We start from the raw sequence: 18,938 nt of genomic DNA, 5'->3' as shown, positions 1-18,938 counted from the left end.
CTTCTCGGCTCCTCGGCGGTACGCCGGGTGGGTCAGGGGCGCTCGGTTTCCTGACCCGGCGCTCCGGCGCGCGCCCCGGCGGGGGTGGCGGCGGCCGCCGGGCGCGGGGCCAGGCGGGCGGTGACGACGAGGGTGCCCTCCTCGACCTGGTAGTCCAGGGGCAGTCGCAGCGCCCGCATGGCCGCCACCATCCCGGTGTTCGAGGCCTGGGTCACCGCGTACACGCTCGCGCAGTCCGCCTCGCGCGCCATCCCCACCAGCCCGCGCAGGAGTTCGGCGCCGATGCCGCGCCGCTGCCAGTCGTCCTCGACGAGGAGGGCGACCTCGGTCTCGTCGCCGTCCCAGAGCAGGTGCCCGAGGGCGACGATCCGGCCGGAGGTCGTCTGCGCCGCGAGCGTACGGCCGAAGCGCGGGCTGAGCAGGTGGTCCAGGTAGCGGCCGGCGTCGGCGACGGGGCCGTGGTAGCGGGCCCGCAGGGTGCGGGTGGAGCAGCGGTCGTGCAGGGCGCGCGCGGCGGAAAGGTCGCGCCGGTCGGCGCGGCGGACCGTGATCTGTTCGCCCTTGGGCAGGGTGAGGACGGACCGGTGGGGCGGGACGCGCGGGCCGAGCCGGGCGTCGAGCTCGACCAGGGCCCGGGCCCGGGCGAACTCGGTCGGCGTGAAGGGCAGATACGGCCGTTCGACGATCAGGGTGCCCCCGTCGGGGTCGCGCAGCCGCATCGTGGTCTTCGCCAGGACCCCTTCCACCGGGGCCGGTTCGCCGGCGGGCCGCCCGCCCAGCGTGGCCGGCGGTACGGAGCGCAGGGTGCAGCGGCCGAGCAGCTGGCGCAGCGCCAGAGGGAGTTCGGCGGAGTCGAGCGCGGTGCGGGTGGCCAGGCCGAGGATCCGGGTCGGGGCGTCCACCAGATCGTGGGCGTCGGCCCGCTCGGTCCAGGTGCCGGTGCCGCCGGCCGCGGCGACCGCCCGGGTGAGCGTCTGCGCCGGGAGGCCGGCGGGCGTCCGCAGCAGGAACTCGTCGACCGTGCCCTCGGCGAGCGGGTGGGTCTGCAGGGCGAGGATGTCGACCTCGTGCCGGGCGAGCACCGTGCACAGCGCGGCCAGACTGCCCGGGGTGTCACGGACCGTGGTGCGCAGCCGCCACAGGGCCGTGCCCGCCGGGTCCCGCTCGTCGGCGTCCCCCGCGGGGGTGGGGACGCCGGCGGGCGCGGCGGCCGGCGGCAGCGGGGATTCCTCCCCGCTGCCGCCGGGATCGCCGGCGGGCGGCGCGTGACTGTGCCGCCGGGCCCACCAGGTGTGGAAGGCGGCCGTGGCGACCAGCGCGATCGCCGAGAAGACCAGCAGATACGGGCCGTCCGGCCCCTTGGCGACGGTCTTGGCGAGGGCGTCGGCCACCACGACGGCCGTGAACATCGCGGCCAGCTCGATCAGGTCGTGCCGCCAGTGGTGGACGCGGCGGGGGGTCCGGGCAGGGTTCCTGTCACTCATGACCTCACTCTGACCCGCCGGTGTTGCGTCATCGAGAACGCGTTGTGACCGACGGGTTAAGCCCTGATCTGGCCACTTAGTGACTGATTTAGACCACTTCCGGCGTAGGTTGATCGGAGCCGGAGCCGGAGCCGGAGCCGGAGCCGGAGCCGGAGCCGGAACCGTATCCGGAACCGTATCCGGAACCGTATCCGAGCGCCGCCCGCAGTCGCCGCGCCTGCACCACCAGCTGCGTGGCACCCGGCCGGCCCGCCGTCTCCGCGAGACCCGCGATCTCCCCGGATCCGCCGCACCGCTCCGCGCACTCGGCGGCCACCGCCACCAGGTCCCCGGCCCCGCGCACCGGCCGCTGTGCGCCGAGCAGTCCCGGCAGCAGTTCCCTGAGCACGGTCAGGACCGTCGCGTACGCCCCGGTCGCGGCGGCCGTCCGGGCCGCGTCGGCCAGCCGGTTCGGCTTCACCGTCCCCTCGGCCACCAGCTCCGCGAGCCGCGCGCCCAGCGCCACCGGATCCAGCTCGCCCCGCGACGCGAGGACCAGGAGCGCGTCCACCGCCGTGAGCCGGTCCTCCGCGTGGCGCGCGCCGAGCCCGACCGCGAGCGACAGGTGGACGGCCGGACCCACCGGGCCGTCCGCCTCGGCGAGCGCGGTCAGCCCCTCGGCCGCCCCCCGCTCCTCCCAGTCGGCCCCGCCCGCCACCGACGGCAGCAGCCAGGCCGCCAGCGTCTCCCGGTCGTCCGGCAGGACCCCCGGCCACAGCGGACGCAGTACCGACCAGTGGTACTGGTGGCAGCCGCGCACGATCTCCTTCCGGGAGCCGCCCAGCCAGGCGAACGCCGGCGGGAACTCCTCCCGGATGACCTCCCGCTCCCGGACCGCGACCACCAGCCGGTCCGCGAGCCACCACTGGCCCGACCGGGCGGTGTCCCCGCGGGGCATGAGCCGCAGCGTCGGCGTCAGCGAGTCCTCGGCCGTCAGCCACGCGGCGAGCCGGGTCCCCGCCCGGGTGTCGAGTACGGCCGCCTCCCCGGCCGCCTCGGCCGCCGAAGGGTCGGCCTTGCGGACCCGCAGCAGCGCCTGCGCCAGATCCAGCGGCAGCGGCTCGACCCCGGCGTCCCGGTACGCGCGCAGCCGCTCCACCAGCACCCTCGGCTCGATCGACCCGGTGTGCAGGGTGGGCGTGGCCAGCAGGAACGGCACCGGCTCCGCCGACATCAGCAGCCACGCCGCCTCCCACACCCGGGCGTCGATCACCCGCGTCAGCGCCTCGTGCGCACAGGACGGCGTCCCTCCGGGGCGCCGGCGGGCGGCGTCGATCCGCTCCGCCCGCACCGTGCCGAGCAGTCCGGCGATGGCGGTCTGCACGCCCCGCGAGCCGTCGGTCGTGTGGTCGGCGCCTCCCAGCCAGTGCGACCCCGAGAACGCCTCCCAGGCCGCCGCCTTCAGCGCCTCCCTGTTCCGGTGCGCATGGCGTACGAGCCCGTCCAGCGCCCGCTCGAACTCCTCCAGCGAGCCGTACGGATGCCGCTCCAGGGCGACCAGGTCCGCCACCAGCTCCGCGATCGTCTCCGCGGGCGGCGCCACCGGAGCGGCCTCCGGCACCGGAGGCAGGATCTCCTCGTACGGGACGTCCGTCGCCGGGGCGCTCACGCCGAACAGCTCGGCCGCGGCCGCCCGGTGCACCGGGCTCAGCAGCTCGACCGAACCGGCCAGCTCCGTCCGTATCGTCTCGTCCACGCCCGCCAGATGACGGCCCACCAGGGCGAGCGCCCGCTCCTGGATCGTGGTGTCCTCGTTCCCGAACGCGTCGGTGATCACCGGCAGCAGCTCCGCCGCCGCCCCCGGGTCCTTCCGCAGCACCTTGCCCAGCAGCGTCAGCTGCGCCCGCACCAGCTTCTTCTCCGTGCGGAACAGCACCGCGCCCGACATCTCGGCCAGCTCCCGCGTGCCGAGCCCGCCCTCCAGGGCCAGCTCGCCCAGCACCTGCTGCGCGTACCCGGCCACCGGCGACGGGCCGTCCGCCGCCATGCCGAGCCAGTCCGCGACCCGCCCGCTCCGCTCCTGGGCGGTCGTGCCGAGGGCCTGGAGCAGGGCCAGCGGGAACCGCAGGTCGCGCGGCCGGCCCCCGCGCAGCAGCCGGGACAGACAGCCGTCGGCCAGCACGGCCCGGTCCAGCACCCCCTCGTCGGCGAGCGCCTTCAGCGCCGCCGGCCACGGGGCCTGCTGGTCGGGACCCGTCGGCCAGGCGAGGGCGTCGGGGGTCTCCGTCAGCTCGATCACCCGCGGTACGAGCAGGGGCGTGTGCGGATCGGCCCGCAGCCGGTCGAGGAGGTCCCGGTCGTACCTCGTGCGCGTCCAGCCCCGCAGATAGCCCTCGGAGCCCGGGACCGCGCAGCCGGTACGGACCACCAGGTCGTGCACCAGACGGAACTGCTCCTCGGCGGCGGCCGGATGCTCGGCGAGCCGCCGTGCGACCTCGCCGAGCCACGTCGTGTCCCGGTGCTCCAGGACCGAGAGGACCAGGGGAGCGAACCGGTCGCTCCAGCCCGCCAGTTCACGCGAGCCGATCCAGGAGGCCGCCGCGGCGGGGCCCGTGTGGCAGCCGGCCCCCGCCACCCACAGCGCGCGCCGCACCGCCTCCTGCTCCCGCCAGCGGTTCCAGTCCCAGCGCCGTACCTCCTTGCGGAGCTCCTTCAGCTCCGGCAGCAGCGCCTTGCGCGCCGGCCCGTCCAGCCGCTCCAGCAGCGCCGGCACCGCGGCATGCCGCCCGGCCCGCACCTCCGCCACGAGCTCCGCGCCCGCCACCGCCGTCGTCCCGGTCCCGGTCGTCATCGCGTGCCCCCCACGCTCGTCCCCGTCGAAGTCTCCGCCGAAATCCCCGCCGGCGTCCCCGCCGAGGGTCCCGCCGTCCCGTCCGCCCGCGCCTCGCGCCGGGCCATCCGCACCGCGAGGGCGTGCTTGCACGGCCCGCGCCGGCCCGCGTACTCCGCCCACCACGCGCACGTACAGCTCAGCCGGCCGTCCGCCGACTCCCGTACCCGATAGAGCCGTTCACCCGACCTCACCGAGGCCGGCCCGCCGCCCGGGCCGCCGTCCAGGGCCACCGCGCCCTCGGCGAGCAGTGCCCGGGCCGACAGGAGCCGGGGATTGTGCCGCTCGGCCCGGTCCGCGTCGTACGGCAGCTCCCGGTGGAAGTACGCCGCGTCCGCCACGTCGTACCCCACCCGCCCCGCCGTGCCGAGCCGGGTCAGCGCCGCCCGCACCCGCGCCACGTCGAGCCCCGACTGCGCGGCCAGATCGGCCGGGTCGATCCGCGGCTCCCAGGCCAGCAGTACCGAGATCAGCTCCGCGTCCTCGGCCGCCTCCGCCGTGGCCAGCGCCTCCAGGACACCGCCCTCGCCGGAGAAGCCGCGCGCGGGATCGGGCGACAGTGTCAGCGTGAGCCGCATCCCCGGCAGCACGATCTCCCAGGCGCTCGGCGCGGGCCGCCCGTCCGGCACCGGCCCGTACACCCGCAGCGCCGTCGCGTGCCGCAGCACCCGCTCGAGCGCGATCAGCCGGTCCGGCCCCGCCAGGCACACCGCGCCCGCGACCGGCCGGGTCGTCGGCCGCAGCGTCCGCCCCGACGGCACCACCCACAGCGGCCCCCGGCTCTGCGAGCGCGGCAGCGACCGCAGGAAACGGACCGCCTCCGCACCCGACAGCTCCGCCCGCAGATCGAACCCGGCCGACGCGACCTGCGCCTCCGCGAACCCGCGCAGCCACCGGTCCGGCAGCGGCACCTTCTTCTCCACGACCGGCCCGTCGAGCGTCGTCACCGCCAGCTCCTCCGGCCCGACCCGCAGATGCAGCGGATCGTCCCCGGTGAGCCGCGACAGCGCCTCCCGCAGCGGATTGTTGACGTCCACATTCGTCGTGCCGTGCCCGGTCTCCGCCCCGTCGAGCCCCGCGCTCAGCACGTCGAGACGCGCGTACACCCCGCCGCAGCCCGAGAAGGACTCGAAACGGAGCCGGTCCCCGTTGCCGGTCACCACCGGGTCCAGCGAACCCGGCCGGATCCGCTGGTGGTAGCGGGCCGCGGCCACGTCCGCCACGGCCAGCAGACCCCGCGCGGCGATCTGAGGAGAGGTGAGGAAACCGGTGAAGAACCGGGGATGGGCCTCGGCGCCACGCGGGGTGAGCCCCCCGGCCGTCTCCAGACCGAGCAGCCGCCCGGAGCCGGCGGACTCCAGGGCGGACGGGCGTGCGTAGGCGAGCGCCTGTACGGATCGCGTCATGGAAACGACGGTAGGACCCGCCACTGACAATCGGCCGTGAACACCCGCCCGCACCCCCGATGACCTGCGCCTACAGGGTCGTTTACTGGCCGACGCGACCCGGCTGGAGCACCTTCGAGAACAGCACCAGACCGCCCTCGGCGCGCAGCCGGACCGTCAACTCCCCACTGTCGCCGTCGATGTCCACCTCGCCGAAGTACTGCGGGGTCTCCATCGGCGACAGGTTGGCCCGCTCCGGTGCCCGCACGAACACCCGGTCCGGACCGAACGTCATGTCCAGCGCGTTCGCCGGGAATCCACCGGCCGCCAGCGGCCCGGACACGAACTCCCAGAACGGAGCGAAGTCCCGGAACGCCGCCCGCTCCGGCGCGTAGTGCTGCGCCGAGGTGTAGTGCACGTCCGCCGTCAGCCACACCGTGCCGGTGATCCGCCGGTGCTTGACGAACCGCAGCAGCTCCGCGATCTGCAGCTCCCGCCCGAGCGGCGCGCCCGGATCGCCCTGCGCGACCGCCTCGAAGTCGGTGGCCCCGTCCGTGACCACGAGCCCCAGCGGCATGTCCGCGGCCAGCACCTTCCACACCGCGCGCGACCGTCCGAGCTCCCGCTTCAGCCACGCCAGCTGCTCGGCACCGAGGATGCCCACCGTGTCGTCGGCCTGCCGGCCCGGCGAGTTGGCGTTCCGGTACGAGCGCATGTCGAGCACGAACACGTCGAGCAGCGGGCCGTACCGCACCACCCGGTGCATCCGCCCCTCCACCCGGTCGCCGCCCCCGCGCGCGTGCAGTGTGGACACCGGCATGTACTCCGCGAACGCGCGTGAGGCGCGGGCCGCGAGGACGTCGACGTTCTTCTCGGTGTACCGGGCGTCGTCCAGGATCTGGCCGGGGTACCAGTTGTTGCGCACCTCGTGGTCGTCCCACTGGACGATGGACGGGACCTGGGCGTTGAACGCGCGCGCGTTGTGGTCGAGGAGGTTGTAGCGGAAGTTGCCGCGGTACTCCGCGAGGGTCTCGGCGACCTTCGCCTTCTCCGGCGTGGTGATGTTCCGCCAGATCCGCCCGTCGGGCAGCGTCACGCGTGGCTCGATCACCCCGTCCGCGTAGATGGCGTCGCCGCTGCACAGGAAGAAGTCCGGGTCGAGCCGGCGCATCTCCTCGTACGCGCGGAAGCCGCCGATGTCCGGGTTGATGCCCCAGCCCTGTCCGGCGATGTCGCCCGACCACAGGAACCGCACGCCGTCCCGGCGACGCTCCGGGGCCGTGCGGAAGGTGCCGGTGACCGGCTCGCCGGTACGGCGCGGGTCGTCGGGGTCCGCGAGCGTCACCCGGTAGTGGATCTGCTCGCCGGCCGGCAGACCGCCGAGCGCGGTGGTGCCGGTGAAGTCCGTGCCCGGCCCGAGCAGCGGGCCCTGGTGGCGGCGCACCCGGCGGAACGACGCGGTCGCCGAGGTCTCCACGATCATCCGGGCCGGCCGGTCCGAGCGGACCCACACCAGGCCCGAGTGCGCGGTCACGTCACCGGTCTGCACACCCCACGCCGCCGCCGGGCGGCCGGACAGGGCGAACGCCGGACTCGCGAACGCGCCCCCGCCGGCGGCGGTCAGCGCGGCGGACGCGGCGAGCGAGCCGCGCAGCACCGTACGGCGGGCGGGAACCGGGCCGGCGGTGCCGTGCGGCCGGCCGGGGATGGACTGGGACATCGAGCGCCTCCAGGAAGCGGGGAAGGGGGACCGTCGGCCCCATCCCAACGCCCGGGTACGGCGCCCAGCCCAACCCCACGTGAACAACAGCCCCGCGCGTGGCCCGCGTGACCGCGGCCCGGGACGCCGTACCCCGGGCCAGGACCGGATGGGCCGGGCCTTTTCCGGGGCCTTCGCCAGGTCCGACACACCAGGGGACGCCCCGCCGACGGCAATTACCGGTGAGTAGAGTCGAGTTCGCGACGTCCGGCGGCGAAGGGGCCGGCCCGCGCAGCGACGAACACGGGGGAGTAGCGAGCGAGATGACCACCGACCAGAGCAGCCCAGGAGAACCGGCCGACGAGGCGGCCCGGGCCGTCCCGGCGGACCAGCCCGGTCCGGCCGACCCGACCGCGGTGTTCGAGACCCACCGGCCGATGCTCACCGGCGTCGCCTACCGGATGCTGGGCCGCGCCGCCGACGCCGAGGACGTGGTCCAGGAGGCGTGGCTGCGCTGGTCCGCCGCCGACCGCGGCGACGTCCGCGAGCCCCGCGCGTACCTCGTCCGCGTCACCACCCGCCTCGCCATCGACAAGCTCCGCCAGGCTCAGTCCCGCCGCGAGTCCTACGTCGGCCCCTGGCTGCCCGAACCGGTTCTCACCGACTTCGGCCCCGCCGTGCCCGACACCGCCGAGCGGGCCCTGCTCGCCGACTCCGTCTCCCTCGCCCTGCTCGTCGTCCTCGAATCGCTCTCGCCGCTCGAACGCGCCGTCTTCGTCCTCCGCGAGGCGTTCGGCTTCCCGTTCGCCGAGATCGCCGCCGCCCTCGACCGCGGCGAGGCCGCCGTACGCCAGCTGGCCGCACGCGCCCGCAAGCACGTCGACGAGGGCCGCCCCCGCTACGACGTCGATCCCGCCGAGCGGCGCGACCTCACCGAGCGCTTCCTGGCCGCCGCCACCGGCGGCGACCTCGAAGGACTGCTCGCGATGCTCGCGCCCGACGCCCGGCTCGTCGGCGACAGCGGCGGCAAGTCGAAGGCGCCGCTGCGGATCATCGAGACCGCCCGCAAGATCGGCCGCTTCCTCGTCGGCGCCTCCCGGAGCACCGAGGAGGTCTACGACCACCGCTTCGCGGAGATCAACGGCGCCCCGGCGCTGATCACCCTGCTCGACGGCCGTGTCGACGCCGTCTTCCAGATCGAGCTCCGCGACGGCCTCATCGCCTGTGTCCACATCGTGCGCAACCCGGACAAGCTGCGCGGCCTCGTGCTCGACTGAGTCCGGAAGCCGGACGGAAGCCGGACGGAAGCCGGACGGAAGCCGGACGGAAGCCGGACGGAAGCCGGGCGGAAGCCGCCCGGTCACGCCCCTCCCGGACCCGTCCCGAACGGTCCGGGAGGAGTTGTGCTGCGCGCGGGACACAGCCGCGCGAACGTCCTGTGAACGATCAAGATCATCGTGCTCCGCCCACCCCTCCCTGACGGAGGATTGGTCTTGACCAAGGGTGTGCGGCACCTTATGGTCGCAGAGTTAGTGCAGGAACCTTTAATAAACAAGGGCGCGGAAAACACGCCGCGGGACACGGCGAACGTGCGGAGGATTCAGGGTGGGGACCACGCAGCTGGAAGCAGTGCCGGAGCCGAAGTACTGGCACCTCAAGAACGTGATCGGCGAAGCCCTCGACTCGGAGTTCGCGGTCGGTGAGATCCTGCCGAACGAGCGCGAGCTGGCGGCCCGCTTCGGCGTCGCCCGCGCCACCCTTCGTCAGGCCCTGGAGCAGCTGGAGCTGGAAGGCCGTCTGCAGCGCCGCCGCGGCGTCGGCACCACCGTCGCCCCGCCGCGCGTCGGCGTCGACGTCTCCACCACGCAGCACGTCTGGCCCGGCGTCGGCGAGGACACCTGGCAGGCCGTCGACGGTGTCGCGGGCCAGGCCCCGCTCGCCGTCGCCCGCCTCCTGGACGTCCGGTCCGCGGAGTCCGTCCACATCGTGCGCCGGCTGCGCGTGAGCGCCGGTCTGCCGGTCGCCGCCGAGCTCCTCTACGTCCCCGAGCTGTCCGTCCCGGGCCTCACCGCGACCGACGCGGCCGGGGGCCCCGCCGGCGCCCGCGCCGTGCTGCGCGAGCTCCAGCGGCTCACCCTGGACGGCCAGGACCGCTCCGTCGAGCTGGGCTCCGCCCGCGCCGACGACGCCCGGGAACTGGACCGGCTGCCCGGATCCCCCGTCCTCGTCGTCACCACCCGCTACCTCTCCGGCGGCCGCACCGCCGCCGTCTCCGTCGCCACCTACCGCGCCGACACCTGCCGGCTCACCTTCGGCGACTCCGGCGACCTCGCCATGGCCTCCTGACGGCCGTCCGCGCCAGGACACGCCGCCGCGCGGACGCACGCGGACACGGCACACGGAGAACGGCCCCGGGAAAGCCTCCCGGGGCCGTTCTCCGTCCACGCGTGCCTCAGCGGCGGGCCGTCGCCGTGCCGTCCACCGCGAACAGCTGCTCCTCCACGTGGTCGAGCGCGAGCCGCAGCGCCCCCGTGGCCACCGCCGCCTCGCCCAGCATCGACAGCGCCACCCGTGGCGGCCGCAGGCAGAACCGGGCCAGCTCCTCGCGCAGCGGCTGGAGCACCCCGTCCAGGCCGGCCGCCCAGCCGCCGACCACCACCAGCTCGGGATCGAGCGCGAGCACCAGCGCCGCCACGTCGTGCACCAGCCGGTGGATGAACCGCTCCACCGCCGCCTCGGCCCGCGCGTCACCCTGCCGGGCCAGTGCGAAGACCTCGGCCACCGCCTGCTCGTCCAGCGGCTGCAGCGGCTCGTCGGTCGTCGACAGCAGATGCTCGGGTGTGGCGCCCCGGCCGAGCAGGTGCAGCGCCCCGATCTCGCCGGCCGCCCCGCCGTACCCCCGGTGCAGTCGCCCGCCGATCAGCGAACCGGCCCCCGGGCTCAGTCCCGCGAGCACGAACACGATGTCGTCGGAGTCCGTCGCGGCACCCTTCCAGTGCTCGGCCACGGCCGCCGCGTTGGCGTCGTTCTCCACGATCACCGGGCAGCGGAACGAACGCCGCAGCCGCTCGCCCAGCGCCAGCCCGGTCCACCCCGGCAGCGCCGTGCCGAGCCGCACCGTCCCGTCCGCCTCCACGATGCCCGGGGTGCCGACCCCGACCGCCCGCAGACTGGACCGGGGCACCCCGGTCCGGCGCAGCACGTCGGCCACGACCGTCCGGACCCGGTCGAGCCGCTCGTCCTCCGGCGCGGTGTCGGCGACCTCGCGCGCACCGGCGCCGATGATCCTCCCGTCCAGCCCGGAGATCAGCGCGGCGACCCGGTGCGGGCCGATCTCGACGCCCAGCAGATGCCCGGCCTCCGCCCGGAAGCGGAACCTCCGCGCGGGCCGCCCCTGGCGTCGTGTCTCGCCCTCCTCGGGCGCGGCCTCGACGACCAGACCGCCTTCGATCAGCCCCTCGGTCACGCCCTCGACCGTCGGCCGGGACAGCCCCGTGATCCGGGTCAGATCCGTCAGTGTGAGCGCGTCGGAGCCCCGCAGCGCATGGAGTACCACCGCGGAGTTGATCCGCCGCAGCAGCGAAGGATCCCCGCCGGTCAGCCGCCCCACCGTCTGTCCTCCCAGCTCGTACGCGTCTTTGCCCGGATGGTACTCAATGCCCTGCGAGAAGTCCCCCGTACCCCGGAGCCGGTTCGGGGCCGGGGCCGCTGACGGGCCGCCAACTGTCAGTGGGGCGCGGTTCACTGGACCCATGCAGACCCCGACGGCCCAGCACCTCGCGGCGCTCGACGCCCTGGCCGCCCGCGCCTTCCCGGACCGCGACGAGCGTTCCGGGTTCCGCGACAGCGGCCCCGGCTACCACGTCGCCACGCTCGCCACCAGCGAGGACTTCTGGGAGGACGACGGAACCCGCCGCCTGCTCGTCGAGGACCAGTACGAAGCGGAACGGGACGGGCTCGCCACGCTGCTCGAGGTCCGCTGGGGTGCGCCGCGGATCCTCAGCCTCTGGCCTGTCCTCGAGCGGAGCATGGACGGCGAGGACATACCCGAGCCCTGGCCCTCACTGAGCTGTCACGTCCCCCACCTGCGTCTGTGGCGGGCGGGGGAGCGGTGGATCGCCCTCGGCGTGTCCCAGTGGGACAAGGAACTGCCGTTCCAGCTCGTCGCCGTCGTCACCACCGTCGACCCGCCGTGAGAACGCGCGAGCGCGGGCCGGGCGGGCTACGCGCGCCGGTCCGGGATCCCCGCCGCCTCCCGCAGCCGCGCGTACTCCTCGGCCATCGACTCCGCCGTCCAGTGCGCGTTCAGCCCGCTCGGATTGGGCAGCGCCCAGATCCGCGTCGCGCCGATTGTTTGCTCCTGCGGCCCGATCGCGGCCTTTTGCTCACCGAATGCCGTGCGGTACGCGGTCACCCCGACGACCGCGAGCCAGCGCGGCGCCAGCCGCTCCACCTTCGCGGTCAGGATCCGGCCGCCCTCCCGGTACTCCTCGGCGCTCAGCTCGTCGGCCCGCGCGGTCGCCCGCGCCACCACGTTGGTGATGCCGAGGCCGTACGAGAGGAGTTCGCCCTGTTCCGCCGGGGCCAGCCGGCGCGGCGTGAAGCCGGACAGGTGCAGCACCGGCCAGAAGCGGTTGCCGGGCCGGGCGAAGTGGTGGCCCGTCGCCGCCGTCATCAGGCTGGGGTTGATCCCGCAGAACAGCACCGAAAGGCCACCCGCGGCCACGTCGGGAACGACGCGGTCGCGGGCGGCCTGGAGCTCTTCGGCGGTCGGTCGGGTGACCACGGTCAGAGGATCGCCCCGGGGGTGTAGCCGGCGGCCTCCGGGTGCTGCTTGGCGATCTCCTCGATACGGGAGACCACGACGGCGACCTGGTCGGCGGCGGCACCCGTGAACGACAGCTTGTCCGCCATCAGCTCGTCGAGCTGCGCGCGGTCCAGCGGGATCCGCTCGTCGGCGGCCAGCTTGTCGAGCAGCTCGTTGCGCTCGGCGCCCTGCTCGCGCATGGCGAGGGCGCAGGCCACCGCGTTCTCCTTGATGGCCTCGTGCGCGACCTCGCGGCCGACGCCCGCGCGCACCGCGCCCATGAGCACCTTGGTGGTGGCCAGGAACGGCAGGTAGCGGTCGAGCTCGCGGGCGATGACCGCGGGGAAGGCGCCGAACTCGTCGAGCACGGTGAGGAAGGTCTCCAGGAGGCCGTCCAGCGCGAAGAACGCGTCCGGCAGGGCCACCCGGCGGACCACCGAGCAGGAGACGTCGCCCTCGTTCCACTGGTCGCCGGACAGCTCGCCGGTCATCGACGCGTAGCCGCGCAGGATGACCATGAGGCCGTTGACGCGCTCGCAGGAGCGGGTGTTCATCTTGTGCGGCATCGCGGAGGAGCCGACCTGGCCGGGCTTGAAGCCCTCGGTGACCAGCTCGTGGCCCGCCATCAGGCGGATCGTCTTGGCGATCGACGACGGGGCGGCGGCCAGCTGCACCAGGGTGGTGACCACGTCGTAGTCGAGCGAGCGCGGGTAGACCTGGCCGACCGAGGTGAAGGCGTGCGCGAAGCCGAGGTGGCCGGCGACCCGGCGCTCCAGGTCGGCCAGCTTGCCGGCGTCGCCGCCGAGCAGGTCCAGCATGTCCTGCGCGGTGCCGACGGGGCCCTTGATGCCGCGCAGCGGGTAGCGGCCGAGCAGCTCCTCCAGGCGGGTGTACGCCACGAGCAGTTCGTCGGCGGTGGTCGCGAAGCGCTTGCCGAGGGTGGTGGCCTGGGCGGCGACGTTGTGCGAGCGGCCGGCCATGACCAGCTCCGCGTACTCGGCGGACAGCGTGCCGAGGCGGGCCAGGACGGCGACCGTGCGGTCCCGCATCAGCTCCAGGGAGAGCCGGATCTGGAGCTGCTCGACGTTCTCGGTGAGGTCGCGCGAGGTCATGCCCTTGTGCACGTGCTCGTGGCCGGCGAGGGCGTTGAACTCCTCGATGCGGGCCTTGACGTCGTGCCGGGTGACCTTCTCGCGCTCGGCGATCGAGGCCAGGTCGACCTGGTCGATCACGCGCTCGTAGTCGGTGAGCGCGGCGTCCGGCACCTCGATCCCGAGGTCCTTCTGGGCGCGCAGCACGGCGAGCCACAGCCGGCGCTCCAGCTTCACCTTCTGCTCGGGGGACCAGAGGACGGCGAGCTCCGCGGAGGCGTAGCGGCCGGCCAGGACGTTGGGGATGCGGGGCTTCGCAGTCACAGCAGTCACATGTCCAGATTCTACTGGTCTTTTCGTGCAGGTCAGCGCCACGGTCCGGACTGGAGCTTGCTACGAGACGGGCGTCACGCCGCTCGTCCGGCTCGGCCGCGCCGCCGGTCCGGCCCGCCCGTACCTCCGGCCCGGCCCCTGCGCGCCCCGGGCCGTCAGCCGGCGTCCGGGCCTTCGTACGGCAGCAGCTCCGGGCGCTTGGGCGGCAGGCCGTCGCCGGACGAGCGGCCGGTGAGCCGGCGGCCTATCCAGGGGCCCAGGTGTTCCTTGGCGAACCGGGCGTCGGCGAGCCGGCGCGACGCCCAGCGCGGACGCGGGCCCGGCGCCAGCGGGGTCCGCCAGTCCTCCTCGGCCGGCAGTCCCAGGGTCTGCCACACGGCTTCGGCCACCCGCCGGTGCCCCTCGGCCGTCAGATGGAGCCGGTCCACGTCCCACATCCGCGGGTCGGCGAGCGCCGGGGCGCCGTACAGGTCGACCACCAGGGCGCCGTGCCGGGCGGCGAGCTCGTCCACGTACGCGAACAGCTCCTCCATGCGCGGCCGGAAGCGGTCCAGGACCGGGCCGTTGCGGCCGGGGCTGCGCATCAGGACCAGCCGCCCGCAGGACGGCGCCAGCCGCTCGACGGCCTCGCCCAGCCGGTCGCGCACCCGGTCCATGTCGCAGTTCGGGCGCAGGGCGTCGTTGAGCCCGCCGACCAGGGTGACGACATCGGCCTTCATGGCGGCCGCCGCGTCCACCTGCTCGTCGACGATCTGGCCGATCAGCTTGCCGCGCACGGCGAGGTTGGCGTAGCGGAAACCGGACGTGTGGGCGGCGAGCCGGCCCGCGAGGACATCCGCCCACCCCCGGTACGAACCGTCGGGCCGCAGATCCGACATACCCTCGGTGAAGCTGTCGCCGACGGCGACGAGACTGGTGTACGTGGCATTCATCTCCATGACCCAGCGATCGTACCGCGCGGTATGGACCGCCCGCCGTCGGACGAAACCGAAGCGACACGGAGGGGACATCCGATGAGCGAGGCGCTGCTCGACGCGCTGACCGAGGCCCTGGCCGACCTGGTGACGGTCATCGACACCTGCGACGACGAGGTGCTCGACCCCGACACGGCCGTGACGTGGCTGGAGAGCACCGGGGCCGCCCTGGGCCGGCTCCCGGCGGCCGAGCGGCGCACCCTCGACGGCCTCTTCCGCGCCGCCGCCCTGCGGCAGCCGCCCGGCCTCTGGCGCGAGCGGCTGCTCACGGTGTCGGAAGGCTTCGGCCTCACCGAGGACACGCACGCCGCGCACTGCGACGCGCTCGCCGCCCGCGTCGAGAGCTTCGTCACCCTGGTCCGCGACGCCGACCCCGCCACCCCCGTGCCGACCTGCCCCGGCTGGACCCTGGCCGACCTGATCCGGCACCAGGGCACCGTCCACCGCTGGGCGGAGCACCTCGTACGGACCCGGGCCACCGTCCGCGTACGGCCGGACGACGTCCCCCTGGACCTGCCCGAGGACCCCGCCGCGTACCCCGGCTGGCTCGCCGCGAGCGCCGGCGCGAGCCTGCGCACCCTGCGCGCCGCCGACCCCGACGCGGCGATGTGGTCGCCCGGCGCCGATCCGCACGCCCGTTTCTTCCCGCGCCGGCTGCTGCACGAGGCGGTCGTCCACCTCGCCGACGCCGAGCGGGCGCTCGGCCGGGTGCCCGGGCCGGTCGACCCGGGGACGGCCGTCGACGGCATCGAGGAGTTCCTGGAGACCCTGCCGTATGCCGCCCCGGCCGCCGAATCGATCGCCGGGCTCGGCCGGGACGGCGCGCGCCTGCGCTTCGCCGCCACCGACGGCCCCGCCGCGTGGACGCTCACCCTGGGCGGGGGCGGCTTCACCTGGCGGCGGCAGGCCGCGGACGAGGCCGCCGCGACCGTCGAGGGCACCCTCGCCGATCTGCTGTTCCTGCTCTACGGGCGGTACGCGGCCGACGACCCGCGCTTCACGCGCACCGGCGACCGGGCCCTGCTCGACGCCTGGTGCGCGGCGACCGTGCTCTGAGCCGGGGGCCCGGGCGCGCCCGCGAAGAAGGGCCCCGGGATCGAGATCCCGGGGCCCTTCTTCGTACGGATCGGATCCGTGTACGCGCGCGAGGCGAGGTCACGGCGCCAGGGGCCGGCCCACCAGCTCGCGCAGCACGTCCTCCATGGTCACCAGACCGGCGAGCTTGTCGTGCTCGTCGATGACCGCCGCCAGATGGGTGCGGCTGCGCCGCATCGCCGTCAGCACGTCGTCCATCGGGGTCGACGCCCGCACCCGGGCGATCGGCCGCATCGCCGTCACGGGGAACGGCAGGTCGCGCGGGGTGACGTCCAGGGCGTCCTTCACATGGAGGTAGCCGAGGATCCGCCGGGTCGAGTCGAGCACCGGGAAGCGCGAGAACCCGGATCGCGCCGACAGCGCCTCCAGCTCCTCCGGAGTGGTGCCCACGCGCGCGTAGACGACCTTCTCCGCCGGCATCACGACATCGCCGACCGGGCGGCGGCCCAGCTCCAGCGCGTCGTGCAACCGCTCGGTGGCCCGGTCGTCCAGCAGGCCCGCGTCCCCGGCGTCGGTGACCATCCGGGCCAGCTCGTCGTCCGAGAAGGTGGCCGCGACCTCGTTCTTCGCCTCGACCCGCAGCAGCTTCAGGATGCCGTTGGCGAAGGCGTTGACCGTGAAGATCACCGGGCGCAGCGCCCGCGCCAGCGTCACCAGCGGCGGACCGAGCAGCAGGGCCAGCCGGACCGGCTCGGCCAGGGCGATGTTCTTCGGCACCATCTCACCGAGCAGCATGTGCAGATACGTGGCGAGCGCCAGTGCGAGCACGAACGCGATCGGGTGCACCAGGCCCTGCGGTACGCCGACCGCGTCGAACACCGGCTCCACGAGGTGCGCGATGGCCGGCTCGGCCACGATGCCGAGCACCAGGGTGCACAGCGTGATGCCGAGCTGGGCGGCCGCGAGCATCGCCGAGACGTGCTCCAGGCCCCAGACGACCGCGCGGGCCCGCCGGTCGCCGGACTCCGCGAGGGGTTCGATCTGGCTGCGGCGCACCGAGATCAGGGCGAACTCGGCGCCGACGAAGAAGGCGTTGGCGACCAGCGTCAGCAGGCCGATCAGCAACTGGACCGCGATCATCGGCCGGCCTCCTCGTCCGTGTCGGTGCCGGCGGGCACCGGGGCGTGCAGCAGCACGCGTGCCGCGCGCCGCCCGGAGGCGTCCACGACGTCGAGCCGCCAGTCGGCCAGCTCCACCGTGTCGCCGGTGGCCGGGATCCGGCCCAGCGCGGTGGCGAGCACGCCCGCCAGGGTCTCGTACGGCCCCTCGGGCACCCGCAGGCCGATGGCCTCCAGCTGGTCGGTACGGGCCGCGCCGTCCGCCGACCACAGCGCGCGGCCGTCGGTGTCCTCGCCCGCCGGGGCCAGGTCGGGCGTCTCGTGCGGGTCGTGCTCGTCGCGTACCTCGCCGACGACCTCCTCGACGATGTCCTCCAGGGTCGCGACGCCGGCCGTGCCGCCGTACTCGTCGATGACCACGGCCATCGTCTGCTTGCCCGACAGGCGGTCGAGCAGCCGGTCCACGGTGAGGCTCTCGGGCACCAGCAGCGGCTGGCGCAGCAGATCGCCGACGGGGCGGTGCGGCCGCTCCTCGGCCGGTATGGCGAGCACGTCCTTGATGTGCGCGATGCCGACGACCGTGTCGAGATTGCCCCGGTAGACGGGGAAGCGGCTCAGTCCGGTCGCGCGGGTCGCGTTGGCGACGTCCTCGGCGGTGGCCTGCAGTTCCAGGGCGGTGACCTGGACGCGCGGGGTCATCACGTTCTCCGCCGTCAGCCCGGCCAGGTTGAGGGTCCGGACGAACAGCTCGGCGGTGTCGGCCTCCAGGGCGCCCGCCTTGGCGGAGTGGCGGGCCAGGGCGACCAGCTCCTGCGGGGAGCGGGCGGAGGCCAGCTCCTCGGTGGGCTCCAGGCCGAGCCGGTGCAGTACGCGGTTGGCGGTGTTGTTGAGATGGCTGATCAGCGGCCGGAACGCGGCGGTGAAGACCCGCTGCGGGGTCGCCACCACCTTGGCCACGGCGAGCGGCGAGGAGATCGCCCAGTTCTTGGGGACCAGCTCGCCGATCACCATCAGGACGAGCGTCGACAGCGCGGTGCCGAGGACCAGGGCCACCGAGGAGGCGACCGCGGGGGACAGGCCGACGGCCTCGATCGGGCCGCGGATCAGCTTCGAGATCGACGGCTCGGAGAGCATGCCGACGACCAGGTTGGTCACCGTGATGCCGAGCTGCGCGCCGGAGAGCTGGAAGGTGAGCGACCGGACCGCCTTCAGGGCGCCGGCCGCGCCGCGCTCGCCGCGCTCGGCGGCGGCTTCCAGCTCGCCGCGCTGGACGGTGGTGAGCGAGAACTCGGCGGCGACGAAGCCACCGCACGCGAGCGCCAGGAGCAGGGCCACGATCAGCAGGACGATCTCGGTCATCGGATCACCTCCGTCCCTCGACGCATCCCATGATCAGTCAGGGTGGGGCGGACCGCGCGATGTCGGTTGCGGGAACGGCTACTGGGAGGCTCGCCCATGGGCGGACGCTCACACCTTTCGGTAGATGATCGACGAAGTCCTCCCATGGTAAAGGACCGGCAAAGCGTTCAGTGTTCAGCGGTCAGCCGGCGGGTGGGGGCAGGCGGCCTCGCCGGGGCCGGCTCCGGCTCCGGCTCAGGCTCAGGCTCCCGCGACTCCCGCGGCTCCGGCGACTCCAGCGGCTTCACCCAGCGCCGCCAGTGGTCCTCGCGGTGGTAGCCGGTCGCGGCCCAAGCGCGATGGGCCCGCTCGTTGACCTCAAGGACCATCGCGTCCACGCGCCGGCCGCCCAGCGCGGCGAAGCGCCGCTCCGCTGCCTCCAGCAGAGCGGTGGCGACGCCCTGCCGGCGGTGGCCGGGGTGCACGGCCAGCCGGTACGCGGAGCACCGCCATCCGTCGAAGCCGGCGATGACCGTCCCGGCGAGCAGACCGTCGCGCTCGGCGAGAAGCAGGGCCTCGGGGTCCCGGGTGATCAGCCGGGCCACTCCGTCGTGGTCGTCGCTGATGCTCGTCCCCTCGGCGGCCTCGCGCCAGAAGCGGAGCACGGCGTCGACGTCCGCGAGGGTGGCGTGGCGGATATCAAGATCGTTCATGACGTGAGCCAAGCAGGGGGCGGACCCGCGGAGCGAGCGAGTTTCACCCTGTGGAATCGGCGGGCCCCGGGCCCCGGACCGTGTCCGGAAAG

At 74.6% G+C, this 18,938-nt stretch carries 14 protein-coding genes and 1 pseudogene; 4 read left to right on the top strand and 11 right to left on the bottom strand.

Annotated elements, in window-relative coordinates; genetic code table 11:
- Positions 1-32 precede the first annotated feature (32 nt).
- The 4 genes from ABZ693_RS20305 to ABZ693_RS20290 all read right to left on the bottom strand — a co-directional run bounded on the left by ABZ693_RS20305 (position 33) and on the right by ABZ693_RS20290 (position 7,458).
- Positions 33-1,484, bottom strand: coding sequence for a GNAT family N-acetyltransferase (locus ABZ693_RS20305; RefSeq protein WP_359878959.1), 1,452 nt, complete (start codon positions 1,482-1,484; stop codon positions 33-35).
- 88 nt (positions 1,485-1,572) lie between these two features.
- Positions 1,573-4,314 carry a DUF7824 domain-containing protein gene (locus ABZ693_RS20300; protein WP_359878956.1) on the bottom strand — a complete coding sequence of 914 codons (2,742 nt, stop codon included), beginning with the start codon at positions 4,312-4,314 and terminating at the stop codon, positions 1,573-1,575.
- Positions 4,311-5,759: an SWIM zinc finger family protein gene (locus ABZ693_RS20295; protein WP_359878954.1), complete on the bottom strand. Its 1,449-nt coding sequence runs from the start codon at positions 5,757-5,759 to the stop codon at positions 4,311-4,313. Before ABZ693_RS20295 ends, ABZ693_RS20300 begins: the two co-directional genes overlap by 4 nt.
- 82 nt (positions 5,760-5,841) lie before the next feature.
- Positions 5,842-7,458, bottom strand: coding sequence for an alkaline phosphatase D family protein (locus tag ABZ693_RS20290; protein WP_359878951.1), 1,617 nt, complete (start codon positions 7,456-7,458; stop codon positions 5,842-5,844).
- A gap of 416 nt (positions 7,459-7,874) precedes the next feature.
- On the opposite strand from ABZ693_RS20290, the gene sigJ reads away from it, so the two are divergent.
- Positions 7,875-8,714: an RNA polymerase sigma factor SigJ gene (gene sigJ / locus ABZ693_RS20285; protein ID WP_435842481.1), complete on the top strand. Its 840-nt coding sequence runs from the start codon at positions 7,875-7,877 to the stop codon at positions 8,712-8,714.
- A 328-nt stretch (positions 8,715-9,042) separates the two neighbouring features.
- The gene (locus tag ABZ693_RS20280) at positions 9,043-9,783 is read left to right on the top strand and encodes a GntR family transcriptional regulator (RefSeq protein WP_359878946.1); all 741 of its coding nucleotides are present in this window, start codon (positions 9,043-9,045) and stop codon (positions 9,781-9,783) included.
- Positions 9,784-9,889: 106 nt separating this feature from the next.
- Here ABZ693_RS20280 and ABZ693_RS20275 read toward each other — a convergent pair whose 3' ends face one another.
- Positions 9,890-11,047, bottom strand: a complete 1,158-nt coding sequence (locus tag ABZ693_RS20275) for an ROK family transcriptional regulator (RefSeq protein ID WP_359878944.1) — start codon at positions 11,045-11,047, stop codon at positions 9,890-9,892.
- A 142-nt stretch (positions 11,048-11,189) separates the two neighbouring features.
- Here ABZ693_RS20275 and ABZ693_RS20270 point away from each other — a divergent pair, with 142 nt between their 5' ends.
- Positions 11,190-11,633, top strand: a complete 444-nt coding sequence (locus ABZ693_RS20270; protein ID WP_359878941.1) for a hypothetical protein — start codon at positions 11,190-11,192, stop codon at positions 11,631-11,633.
- 26 nt (positions 11,634-11,659) lie between these two features.
- Here the strand turns inward: ABZ693_RS20270 and mug are convergent, their stop codons facing one another.
- The 3 genes from mug to ABZ693_RS20255 form a co-directional block, all read right to left on the bottom strand.
- Positions 11,660-12,223, bottom strand: a complete 564-nt coding sequence (gene mug / locus ABZ693_RS20265; protein ID WP_359878938.1) for a G/U mismatch-specific DNA glycosylase — start codon at positions 12,221-12,223, stop codon at positions 11,660-11,662.
- A 2-nt stretch (positions 12,224-12,225) separates the two neighbouring features.
- Positions 12,226-13,668, bottom strand: a complete 1,443-nt coding sequence (gene purB / locus ABZ693_RS20260) for an adenylosuccinate lyase (protein WP_359878935.1) — start codon at positions 13,666-13,668, stop codon at positions 12,226-12,228.
- A 155-nt stretch (positions 13,669-13,823) separates the two neighbouring features.
- Positions 13,824-14,606, bottom strand: coding sequence for an SGNH/GDSL hydrolase family protein (locus ABZ693_RS20255; protein ID WP_359878932.1), 783 nt, complete (start codon positions 14,604-14,606; stop codon positions 13,824-13,826).
- Positions 14,607-14,681: 75 nt separating this feature from the next.
- Here ABZ693_RS20255 and ABZ693_RS20250 point away from each other — a divergent pair, with 75 nt between their 5' ends.
- Positions 14,682-15,698 (top strand): maleylpyruvate isomerase family mycothiol-dependent enzyme, encoded by a 1,017-nt coding sequence (locus ABZ693_RS20250; protein WP_359878929.1) that lies wholly within the window; start codon positions 14,682-14,684, stop codon positions 15,696-15,698.
- Between the two features lie 99 nt (positions 15,699-15,797).
- Here the strand turns inward: ABZ693_RS20250 and ABZ693_RS20245 are convergent, their stop codons facing one another.
- The 3 genes and pseudogenes from ABZ693_RS20245 to ABZ693_RS20235 all read right to left on the bottom strand — a co-directional run.
- On the bottom strand, positions 15,798-16,817 hold the full coding sequence (locus tag ABZ693_RS20245; RefSeq protein WP_359878927.1) for a hemolysin family protein: 1,020 nt from the start codon (positions 16,815-16,817) through the stop codon (positions 15,798-15,800).
- Positions 16,814-18,154, bottom strand: a complete 1,341-nt coding sequence (locus ABZ693_RS20240) for a hemolysin family protein (RefSeq protein WP_359878926.1) — start codon at positions 18,152-18,154, stop codon at positions 16,814-16,816. Before ABZ693_RS20240 ends, ABZ693_RS20245 begins: the two co-directional genes overlap by 4 nt.
- Before the next feature lie 275 nt (positions 18,155-18,429).
- Positions 18,430-18,846, bottom strand: a pseudogene (locus tag ABZ693_RS20235) (GNAT family N-acetyltransferase); the annotation flags it as partial.
- Positions 18,847-18,938: the final 92 nt, after the last annotated feature.

The organism is Streptomyces laurentii (genome assembly GCF_040635425.1).
GTDB classification, from domain to species: domain Bacteria; phylum Actinomycetota; class Actinomycetes; order Streptomycetales; family Streptomycetaceae; genus Streptomyces; species Streptomyces laurentii.
The sequence above is the reverse complement of the archived record's forward strand: the minus strand, read 5'-3'. Positions and strand labels throughout refer to the sequence as shown.